Source organism: Arthrobacter sp. H14, from assembly GCF_000520495.1.
GTDB lineage: Bacteria > Actinomycetota > Actinomycetes > Actinomycetales > Micrococcaceae > Arthrobacter_C.
The window spans coordinates 1-10,824 of sequence record NZ_AZRX01000429.1 but is presented as its reverse complement, the minus strand read 5'-3'; the positions used below and the strand labels follow the sequence as shown (position 1 = coordinate 10,824).

Below are 10,824 nucleotides of genomic sequence, written 5' to 3'. Positions count from 1 at the left end.
GGTACCGCCGTGTTCACCGGCTCCGGCGCGTATGCGAGGAAGTTCCAGCGTTCGGTGAAGGTCGGCATGATCGGTGTGAACATCCCGTTGCCGGTACCGGTCGCGTGGCACTCCTTCGGCGGCTGGAACGACTCACTGTTCGGGGACCTGCACATCTACGGGTCCGACGGCGTCCGCTTCTACACCCGCGGAAAAGTCATCACCCAACGCTGGCCCGAACCGGCCCACGCCTCCGACGCCTCCTTCTCCTTCCCCTCCAACTCATAGGAAACAGCCCTCATGAACGATATTGCCCGACCACACAACATGGGCGGCCGGGACGCGGTCACAGAGTGCGCCGCGTGTAGCCACCATCAGTCCTGAGACAGAGGAGCATAGCCGTGTCCGATAGTGCATTCCTGAAAGACTTCCACGCAGTAGCCGCCATAGGCGCAACCGGCGGCAATGGCGTGGAGCGCCAAGCGGCCACCCCGGAAGATGGCCTCACCCGCGCCTGGTTTGCCGACTGGGCGGTAGAACGGGGATGGCCGGTCCGGGTTGACGGCATGGGCAACATGTTCGCCCTGCTGGAATGGGCGCCGGGAGAACCCTTTGTGTTCATCGGTTCGCACCTGGACAGCCAGCCGCTGGCCGGGCGCTTCGACGGTGCTTACGGCGTTATCGCTGCCCTGCACGCTGCAGCGACGATCGAAGACCAGGTCGAAACTTCCGGAGAACGCCCGGCTTACAACCTGGCCGTCGTTAATTGGTTCAATGAGGAGGGTGCAAGGTTCGCACCCTCAGTCATGGGCAGTTCGGTGTATGCCGGGCTGATGGATCAGGAGGACATGCTGGCAGTACAGGACCTGCAGGGGATCTCTGTGCGCGACGCCCTCAGCGATATCGGTTTCCTCGGCAGCGATGAGCGCCCTGACGCCGTCGGCTACGCCGAAGTGCACATTGAGCAGGGCCGCCGCCTCGAGCGGGAGCAACTGGCGCTCGGGGTGGTCGATTCGAGTTGGTATACCCAAAAGCTCGACATTGAAGTGCTCGGTGAACAGTCCCATACCGGCGCCACCGCCATGGCCGACCGTCATGACGCCCTGCTGGGTGCCGCCAAAATAGTGCAGATGGTCCACGAAGTAACAGCAGACTTCGCCGAGGAAGCCATCGTCTCCTCCGTCGGACGGCTTAACGTAGAACCCAATTCACCCATCGTTGTCGCACGCAGGGTGCATCTGGTGGCGGATCTGCGCTCGGGGGACCCGGACATCGTCGCTGCGGCCCGGGAAAAGCTGGTACGCGACATCGGCACGCTCGCGGAGGATCAGGGGCTGAGCATCAATGTGCGGGACTTCGATGTCAGGCCTATTCAGCACTTCCCGGAAGATGGTGTGGAGCTGGCGGAAAAGGTGGCTGCCCGGCTGGGGCTGGGTATCCGCCGGACTCAGACGATGGCCGGTCACGATTCCGTTGCGATGAACAACATCGTCCCGTCCGTCATGCTGTTCGTTCCCTCTGTCGATGGCGTTTCCCACTGCGAACGGGAGTTTACCAACGATGAGGACATGGTCTCCGGCCTGCACGCCCTCACCGAAATAGCGGCAGAGATGGTCAATGGAGCCCTGACTAGCCAAAGCCAATCCAACTGACCGGCGAACGAAAGGAGTGTTGAATCACGCAACACCTATCCATGCGGCGCCGTTACACGCAGGCAGCGCGGGGGACATAAGGCCGTGCGAAACTTCGGAAGTGCCAAATATCCCCTCAAATCCTGAATGGATGCGACGGTTCTCCCGCCTCAAGATCCTAAATGAGAGTCAAGGATGAAAAAACGAACGTTCAACAAAATATTCATTATCGTGTGCGTGGTGGCATTCCTGCCGCTGATCTTTCCGCTGTTTGGCATTGCCAATTCGGCGACGCCGATTGTTCTCGGTCTGCCCTTTAACTTTTTCTGGGTCATACTTTGGGTCCTCATCGTCTTTGCCGCGGTGATCGTCCTGTACTTTTTGGACCCGGAAAATAAACAACGAGAGGGTGAAGACTGATGCAGCACTGGCAGTATGCACTCATTATCATGCTGGCCTACCTGGCCATTGCGCTGTTTATCGGTCTATGGGCCGGTAAGGGACGGGGCGGATCGGTTAACGAATTCGCAGTGGCAGGCAGAAGCCTCGGCATACTCGTGACCGCCTGCCTTATGGGTGGTGCCGTCTTCAGCGCGTTTTCCTTCCTGGGCGCGCCCGGATGGGCATTCGACCGCGGTGCACCCGCGTACTACATCATTGTCTATACCGCCTTCGGTATTCTGCCCTGGTACATCATCGGGCCGAAGATTCGAAAAATCGGCCACCGTTACGATCTCTACACCGTCTCGGGCTTTCTTTTTGAGCGGTTCCGGAACAAAACGATCCCCATCCTGATCGCCATCATCGCCCTCTTCGCGTTTGTGCAGTACCTCGCAACGCAGATGAAGGGCATGGCTTATATCTTCAACATCATGACCGATGGGCGGGTGCCGATCTGGCTGGGAGCCCTGGCGGCATACGGCATCGTGGTGATTTACGTTGCCACCGGCGGGCTGCGTGCGGCCGCCTGGTCGGATGTTTTCCAGGCCATCCTGATGGTGGTGATTTCCTGGGTGGTGGGTATCGCCGTCGTCATGCAACTGCACGGCAGCACCACCGCGATGTTCTCGAGTATTGCGCGGGAGCGGCCCGGGTTCCTGGAGATTGGAGCTGAAGGCTCCACCATGTCGGCAACGGCCTACACCACGACGATCCTGGTTTCATTGATCGGTATCCTGATGTGGCCGCACCTGTTCTCCAAGTCGTACTCATCCAGGCCTATTACGATCAAGCGGACTGTCCTGATTTACCCGGTCTTCGCCTTGTTCCTGATCCCGCTGCTGCTGGCCGGGTTTGCCGCTATCGGTGCCGTGCAGTCCGGCGAGGTTGTCCCGGATGAGATCCTCCCGCATCTGATCACCAACGTCCTGCAAATGCCGGGTTGGCTATATGGCCTCGTGGGGGCCGGTGCTCTTGCAGCAGCCATGTCCTCCGCCGACGCGATCACCCACAGTGCGTCCATGGAGTTCACAAACGGTGTGGTCCATCAGATCAAGCCCAACATGCCTGAGCAGAGGACGCTGGTAACCATGCGCACGGCCGTTGTCGTGATTGGCGGTGCCGCCTATCTCATCACGGTCTTCGGCGGACAGGGGCTGATCGCCCTGCTGCTGGGGGCATATGGCTCCATCGTGCAGTTTGCGCCGGCAGTTTACAGCGCGTTGTATTGGCGCCGGGCCACCGCTCCCGGCGTGATAGCCGGTCTGCTGATCGGGGCTTTCGTGAACTACTACTACCAGTTCGTGGCCGAACCGCTGCTCGAGATCAACCCGGGAATTTTGGGGCTGATCGCGAACGTGATTGTCATGGTTGGGATTAGCTTTGCGACGAAGCCCCCGGCCATCGATGCCGTGGAGGGTTTCGTTGATGTGGATAAGGTCACTGCGGAGGAGGGCACCGCAGCCGCCAACGTAAAGTAATCAACGCTTCAAGCAGAAACGGTAAGGGCGCCACCATCGGTGGCGCCCTTACCGTTGTAGTTTGTGCCCTGCCCCAGGGTCCCGCTTAGGGGTTCTGCCTTAGCGGTTCTGGCGCTGTTCACCCACAGTGCCGAGAATCGCTGCCATGGCTGCGTGCACACCCGTGGTCAGCGCGGGTTCGTAATCCGGAGCGAAGTGCGGGGAATGGTTGCCGGGTAGCGGCGCATCAGCCTCCAGTCGCTCCTGCTTATAGGCGCCAAACATCCAGTACACCGACGGCACTCCGATCGCTTCGGCCAGGAGACCAAAGTCTTCACTGCCCATGACGGGAGGAACTTCAGAGACTGCCTCATTCCCAAGTGCCCCGCGCAACTGCTCAATCAACCGGTCGGCGGTCATCGGGTCGTTGTAGCAGCGGGGAAAGCTGTAGAGTTCCTCAATAACTGCCTCAGGTGCTTCGGAGGCAGCCGATTCGGCTTTGATGATCCGCCGCAGTGCGTCCAGCACCTGCTTCCGGACATCCTGATCGAACGTACGGACGTTCAGCGTAAATTCTGCCGAGTCCGGGATGATGTTTTCCTTCAGTCCGCTGTGGAAAGTGCCAATGGTAATTACCGCAGACTTCATTGGATGTACCTCACGGGACACGATGGTCTGGATTCGAACCACCATGTGCGCGGCCAGGACTATGGGGTCGATCGACTGCTCGGGCTGGGAGCCATGCGCCTGCCGTCCCTGCACTGTAACCTTCCAGGAATCAGACATCGCCATGGCGGTGCCGCTGCTGATATTCACGGTTCCAGCCTGGATCGGCCAGACGTGCTGACCGTAAATGACTTCCGGCTTGGGCGCTTTATCCCATAATCCGTCCGCAACCATTGCCCTGGCACCCGCGCCGATTTCTTCACCCGGCTGAAGCAGGAATACCACCGTACCGGCCCAGGCATTTTTTGCACCGGCCAACAGTTCCGCCGCGGTCAAGGCCACCGCCATGTGCGTGTCATGGCCACAGGCATGCATCACCGGCACTTCAGTGCCGTCGGCAAGGTTGCCCTTGGCGCTGCTCGCAAAGTCCAACCCGGTATCTTCTTGAATCGGCAGGGCATCCGTGTCGGCGCGGTAACCTACGACAGGACCGTCACCGTTGCGGAGGATGCCGACCACGCCTGTGCCTCCGCAAGAAAACGTTTCAAGGCCGAGTCTCTGAAGCCGTTCGGCGAGGTGCTTTGCAGTCCCGCTCTCCTGCATGGACAATTCCGGGCTGGCGTGCAGCTCCCGATACAGCTCATACATGCTCTGCTGCTCTGCGTCGGTGAACTCAATTCCGGGGGCAATGCTCGTCATGACTCTCCTCTACGTTTGAAATGCGTGCTGGTCAAGATTGATCAGGCTGGCAGCCAGTGCCCGGACGCCGACGGCGATATCGGCATAGTCCGTCCATTCCTCCGGACAGTGGCTTTTGCCGTTGTGGGACGGGATGAAGATCATGCCCATAGGCGCCAGCGATGCCATATGAACGGCGTCGTGAGTCGCACCGCTCGGGATGGCCGTCCAGGGCAGGTCCAGAGAAGCCGCCGACGACGCGGCAATTTCCTGCACTTCCTCGTTGGCCTGCACGAGCTCATTGTCGGTTGACCAGGCAAGGTCCACATCAACTCCATAGCTGGAGGCCGTCGCCTGGATTTCCTGCCCCAGCCTTCTGCGTGTTCCGGAAAGCCACTTGGCATCAACGCTCCGGACCTCACTCATCATCCGGACCAGTCCAGGCACCACATTTGGCGAGTGGGAGGCAGCCTCGACCCGTGTCGTCGTGGCGACTCCATGATTCGGCGCCCCACAGCCTTCGCGCCGGATGGCGAGGACCGCTTCCGCGGCCGCGACCATAGCATCCTGGCGGTCGCCCATGGGTCTTGTGCCCGCGTGATCGGCGCTGCCGATAAAGGTGGCCAGCAACCGCTCTATGCCCGCAATACCCGTGACAATCCCGAGCGGCAGTTGGCGCTGCTCCAGCGTCGGCCCCTGCTCAATGTGCAGTTCGAGGTAGGAATGGAGCGGCGTCCGTCGCGCCCAATCCACCCCGACGGCGGCGGACGGATCGATCCCGAACCCGGAAAAAGACTCTCCCAAGGTGGTGCCCGTACGGTCGGTGCGCTGCAAATCCGCAGCGGTCAATTCCCCGGCGAGCGCCCTGCTTCCCAGGCAGCTAAGGCCAAAATCGTTCGACTCTTCCCCTAAAAAGTCAACGACCAGCAGGTCCCGGTTCAGCTGCACGTCCAGCTCGGTCAGCTGGCGCACGGCTTCCAAAGCGCCGAGCACGCCAACAACTCCGTCGAAGCGTCCTCCACCGTCCACGGTGTCGGTATGCGAACCAGTGACGACAGCAGGGGCCCCGGGTTGTTTACCTGCCCGCCGCCCAATGATATTTCCGGCCGGGTCAACGTGAACTTCAAGCCCGGCCGCGCGCATTCGATCCGCCATCCACTGACGGGACTGCCGGTATGGATCGCTAAACACCTCACGCGTCCACCCGGAACGGTCCGGATCACGGAACGAAGACAACTCCGTCAGATCCCACTCCAGGCGTTCAGCGCTGGGGTCCAACTTGTGCCCTATCGGTTTCACTCGAGCCTCCCAAGGACAGCGAAACTGCTGTCACAAGCTTGCCATGTCCATCCTGTCCAGTCGAAACTGTCCATCTCATGTGTTTTCATTGTGGATTGCATCTCTGCAGTCTCAGTTCGTTCCGGGAGTTGAGGCTGCTCCCCGAACCACGTGGTACCCGCTGTTCAACGCATCGACCATTTGCAGACTGCACCGACGGCCCGGCTCATCACGATATTTTCGCTTGCTCGCTGGTTAGCCCTGCGGGGATACGATGGGCCACCGTATCCCTTCCAAGGTTTTCCCGGTGTCCGGCCTTTTGCAGATCGGGCATCATGACGACTTGTACGCGATGGCTTCGCCGGCCATCCGTATCTCTTGGCCCTGCTCGCATGGCCGCTCATGGAAGTGCTTTGAAGCGTCAGAGCGGTAACCGCAGGACCGGTATTTCGCCCACCAAGCAAGTAACGTTCAGAGTTTTTACCTGCGCCCTTGCGGAGGGCCCAAACCCCAACGCCGATCAAGACACAGAAGTAAAGGACGAGAAAGATCAGTTGAGTGTTCACTTCGAACGCTGCTCGTCCTCACGGGACCAATTCCGGGAAATCCATAAGAATCCAATCGTGTAAAGGATCCAAATGACTGGAACTGCGATCAGTACTGCTGACGTCATAGTCGGCAAGTTGAACAAAGCTACTCCTAACGGCATGCAGTTTGATTTATCGTTCCGACCTTGGGAATTTGAACCCGCCGGCAACTAACCGGATGGCGACCCCGCTTCAGCCGGCACTCCTGCGGATCGCAACCAGCATGACCACGTGATCTACATCTCGTAAACGCCTTGAGTCTATGTATGACTTGAGTCCGACACAAGCTTCTTTATGTAACAGCAGAATAAAACGGGGCCTCCAGCGGAAGTTCTGCCAACCCGTCGCTCACCCCATGATTGACCGCCGCTGGAACGATCTCGATGCTGAAGCAGAGCACCTCGACGTCGCCATTTGCCGGAGCTGTCTAGCATTGGCACCATCTACCGACTCGCGCCATCGTGCTGTGCGTCCACAATGTGCCCGTCCCGCCCCACACACGACGTCCTCGCAGAGCTCCCGGCACGCGGCCGGGAGTCGGCCAGGGTCGCTTCACTGCCCACCGGCCCGTCGCCGTTGACGCTGGTGACCGCCTGCTCGTTCGCATCGAAATACAGGCCCCACGTGCCGCCGCCGAGCACACTGGAGTAGAACGGCTCTACGACGCTGAGCACCGCCGCGACGGCAACCGACGCATCAGCCGCCGTCCCTCCGGCTGCCAGGATTTGGTTCCCGGCCTCGGTTGCCCGGTCATTTGACGAGACGATAGCTTCCACCTGTGGAGGGCGTGCTGCCTCCGGAGACGACTCTCGGCTCGTGCGGGAGGGCGTGCTCGTCTCTTCCGGCGCGGGGCGGGCACGTCGCAGGCATACAGTGCAAATATAAGGCCGATCGCCACCGTGAAAATGAGTGAGAATCTACGGCGCAATTCATCCTCCTCCGTTCGGAACAGGTCCGTATGGCGGCTCGAGGCCTATTGCTTATTGAGTTCCGCATAGAAGGAGCGAGGATTCTTCCGCTGGAGCTGTGCGGCGTAGATTAGCATTCTGCAAGCAAGTGCAACAGAGCTGGACCGAAGCCGGTGACGCCGGGCAGAAGTTAAGTGCGGCCGGCAGCAGAATCCACAGTCTGCCGCGCTGGTTTTCAGTGAATGGCATCGGATCAACGATGTCACTCATCGACAGCCCATCCATCGCAAGGCGGACCAGGATCCCCCTCGACCCCGATGGGGGCCCTTCTCGATTGCGCGTTGCGGAAAGCCCCTCTTCGGCTGGGTCCCCACTCAACCACTGCAGCGTTTCCTGATCGCGATGGTCTAGGTCATCATTCGTCCATGACAGGGACGTCGCTCGTCACGCTGTTTCCCGCCAGCGCCGGCAGCTTCCCCCTCCACCCCTGGCTCAGCCTTCCCCTGAGCGATCCCGGACTTCGGCTTGGCTGACGGCCGCGTGTGACCAGATCGGTTATGGGTTGTTTTAAACTGGCCCGCTGGACGATGGCGACTACGCTTATTCCATGGTTGCCGCTGAAACCACGCCCCGCAGTGCTGGACCGGAGCACCTCGACGTCGTCATTGTTGGCGCGGGACTTTCAGGCATCGGCGCCGCCTACCGGTTGCAGACCGAGTGCCCGTCCAAGTCCTTCACCCTGCTCGAGGCCCGCGACACCATCGGCGGCACCTGGGACCTCTTCCGCTACCCCGGGATCCGCTCCGACTCCGACATGTTCACCCTCGGCTACCCGTTCCGCCCGTGGACCGGGGCCAAAGCCATGGCCGACGGCGCGACAATCCTGTCCTACATTCGGGAAACCTCCGATGCGGGCCTCACCGAACGCATCCGGTTCCACACAAAAATGGTCAGCGCCGCCTGGTCCTCCGCGAGCGCCCGCTGGACGTTGGAGCTGGAAGTGAGCGACGACGCCGGCAGCGCCGAACGCCGGACCCTCACCTGTTCCTTCCTCTACTCCTGCACCGGCTACTACAACTACGAGCGCGCCTACCGGCCGGACTTCCCCGGCATCGAAAAGTTCACCGGCGACATCGTCCATCCCCAGTTCTGGCCCGAGGAGTTGGACTACCGGGACAAACGCGTCGTCGTGATCGGCAGCGGCGCCACCGCAGTGACGCTGGTTCCAGCGATGGTCGACGACGTCGACCACGTCACCATGCTGCAGCGCTCCCCCGGTTACATCGCCTCCGTGCCAAGCATCGACCGGTTCGGTGATGCCGTGCGGCGGCATCTGCCGGCGAAGATCGCATACCGGCTGACCCGTGCCAAGAACATCCTGGTGACGTCCGGCTTCTACCAGCTGTGCCGGCGTCGTCCGGAAATGGCGAAGCGGCTGCTCCGCAAGCAGGCGCGCAACGTGCTGGGCGACGACGGCCAGGTGCAGGAACACTTCGTCCCCACCTACAACCCTTGGGACCAGCGGCTCTGCGTAGCACCCGGCGCGGACCTGTACCACGCGCTGAAATCCGGTAAGGCGTCGATGGTCACCGAACGGATCGACACTTTCACCGAATGCGGCATCCGCCTGGCCTCGGGCAGGGAACTGGCGGCCGACGTCGTCATCACCGCCACCGGACTGTCGATGCTGCCGCTGGGCGGCGTGGAGTTCATCGTCGACGGGGAGCCGGTCGATCTGGGCCGGACGCAGGTGTACCGGGGAGTGCTGCTCAGTGGCCTGCCCAATTTGGCTGTCTGCGTCGGCTATACGAACGCGTCCTGGACCTTACGCGCCGACCTCAGCTCGCGGTACGTGTGCCGGCTGCTTAAGCACATGGACAAACACGGTTACCGCTCCGCCGTCCCCGATCCGGGCGGGGCCACGGGAAAGAAACCGCTGATGAACCTAACCTCCGGCTACGTCCTGCGTGCCGCCGACGCCTTCCCCAAGCAGGGCAGCCGCAACCCTTGGACCATGCGGCACAACTACCTGCTGGATGTGCCCTCGGTGCTGCTCGGAGATGTGTCCGCGGAGATGAAGTTCGACGTCGTCCCGTCACCGCACGACGCCGGCCCGCCGCAGAGCGATGCCGTACCGCCGCTGGGCACAGAAACATCTGCCGGCGACGTCGATGCGGCGGGGATTGGCCGGTGAAGATTCCTCCCTATAAATTCGAACACGGAACGGCGGTCCTCACCGGTGCCGCCGGGGGAATTGGCGAACAACTCGCGTACGGCCTTGCCAGGCGGGGAAGCGCGCTCGTGCTGGTGGACCGGGAGGCGGTCGGACTCGCCGTCGTCGCCGAAACCATCCGTAAAAGGCACCCAGCGCTGAGCATCGACACGCACGTCGTGGACCTCGCCGACGCGGCCGCGGTGACGGAACTGACGGAGGACATCCTGAAGGCGACGCCGAGAATCTCGATGCTGATCAACAATGCCGGAGTCGCCCTCGCCGGGAGTTTCGACCAGGTCGGCCTCGACGACTTCGACTGGGTGATGGCCATCAACTTCCATGCGCCGGTGCTCCTTACCCATGCCCTGCTCCCCCGGATCCTGGAATCCCGCGGCAGTCATATCGTGAATGTGTCCAGTCTTTTCGGACTTGTCGCGCCGAAGGGACAGACCGCGTACTCCGCCAGTAAGTTCGCGCTCCGCGGTTTCAGCGAAGCCCTGACCAGCGAACTCGGGCCGCAAGGGATCGGTGTAACGACCGTGCATCCCGGCGGGATCAGGACCAACATCGCCAGGAACGCGCGCATGTCCGGATTACTATCAGCTGCCGAGCAGGCCATGAGGAAGAAGAACATCGAACGCCTGCTCACTTTCCCGCCAGGCAAGGCGGCCGAATTGATCCTCGACGCCGTCCAGCACCGGAAGCGGCGCCTGCTGATCGGTGCCAACGCAAAGCTGACCGACGTCGTCGTACGCCTTGCGCCGTCATCTTTTGGAACGTTTGAACGGACCCTGGGAAGAGCAGACGGTTACCTACGACGCCGAAGCGGGAACCGAAGCGCGCAGGGCCGTAGCCGCTGAGGCTTCCCAGTGGACGACCGCTCGTTTCCGTTGACGCCCCCCTGTTGCCTCATTGCAATACCTCCGGGAAGAATAATACGTTGCCTCATTTGAGAACCTCCGGATAGCGGGTTTCGTTGCCTCA

At 61.3% G+C, this 10,824-nt stretch carries 9 protein-coding genes; 6 read left to right on the top strand and 3 right to left on the bottom strand.

The window, feature by feature from the left end; all coding sequences use genetic code 11:
* The 4 genes from Y707_RS0100580 to Y707_RS0100565 all read left to right on the top strand — a co-directional run.
* The coding region (locus Y707_RS0100580) for an aldehyde dehydrogenase family protein (RefSeq protein ID WP_026533680.1) at window positions 1-267 on the top strand (267 nt) is incomplete at its 5' end.
* Window positions 268-380: 113 nt separating this feature from the next.
* Entirely contained in the window at window positions 381-1,631 is a 1,251-nt protein-coding gene (locus tag Y707_RS0100575; RefSeq protein WP_026533679.1) for a M20 family metallo-hydrolase, read from the top strand.
* Window positions 1,632-1,805: 174 nt separating this feature from the next.
* A complete protein-coding gene (locus tag Y707_RS0100570) occupies window positions 1,806-2,030 on the top strand; it encodes a hypothetical protein (RefSeq protein WP_026533678.1) in 225 nt (74 codons plus the stop codon).
* Window positions 2,030-3,529, top strand: a complete 1,500-nt coding sequence (locus Y707_RS0100565) for a sodium:solute symporter family protein (protein ID WP_035779717.1) — start codon at window positions 2,030-2,032, stop codon at window positions 3,527-3,529. The genes Y707_RS0100570 and Y707_RS0100565 overlap by 1 nt, the downstream gene beginning before the upstream one ends.
* A gap of 99 nt (window positions 3,530-3,628) precedes the next feature.
* Here Y707_RS0100565 and Y707_RS0100560 read toward each other — a convergent pair whose 3' ends face one another.
* The 3 genes from Y707_RS0100560 to Y707_RS0100550 form a co-directional block, all read right to left on the bottom strand.
* Window positions 3,629-4,873 (bottom strand): amidohydrolase, encoded by a 1,245-nt coding sequence (locus tag Y707_RS0100560; RefSeq protein WP_026533676.1) that lies wholly within the window; start codon window positions 4,871-4,873, stop codon window positions 3,629-3,631.
* A 9-nt stretch (window positions 4,874-4,882) separates the two neighbouring features.
* Window positions 4,883-6,151 carry a M20 family metallo-hydrolase gene (locus Y707_RS22240; RefSeq protein WP_253905001.1) on the bottom strand — a complete coding sequence of 423 codons (1,269 nt, stop codon included), beginning with the start codon at window positions 6,149-6,151 and terminating at the stop codon, window positions 4,883-4,885.
* Window positions 6,152-7,160: 1,009 nt separating this feature from the next.
* Entirely contained in the window at window positions 7,161-7,493 is a 333-nt protein-coding gene (locus tag Y707_RS0100550; protein WP_026533675.1) for a gamma-glutamyltransferase, read from the bottom strand.
* Window positions 7,494-8,232: 739 nt separating this feature from the next.
* Here Y707_RS0100550 and Y707_RS22235 point away from each other — a divergent pair.
* Both Y707_RS22235 and Y707_RS22230 read left to right on the top strand, forming a co-directional pair.
* Window positions 8,233-9,819 carry a flavin-containing monooxygenase gene (locus Y707_RS22235; RefSeq protein WP_081744524.1) on the top strand — a complete coding sequence of 529 codons (1,587 nt, stop codon included), beginning with the start codon at window positions 8,233-8,235 and terminating at the stop codon, window positions 9,817-9,819.
* Window positions 9,816-10,700, top strand: a complete 885-nt coding sequence (locus tag Y707_RS22230) for an SDR family NAD(P)-dependent oxidoreductase (RefSeq protein WP_216699178.1) — start codon at window positions 9,816-9,818, stop codon at window positions 10,698-10,700. Before Y707_RS22235 ends, Y707_RS22230 begins: the two co-directional genes overlap by 4 nt.
* The last annotated feature ends 124 nt before the right edge of the window (window positions 10,701-10,824 follow it).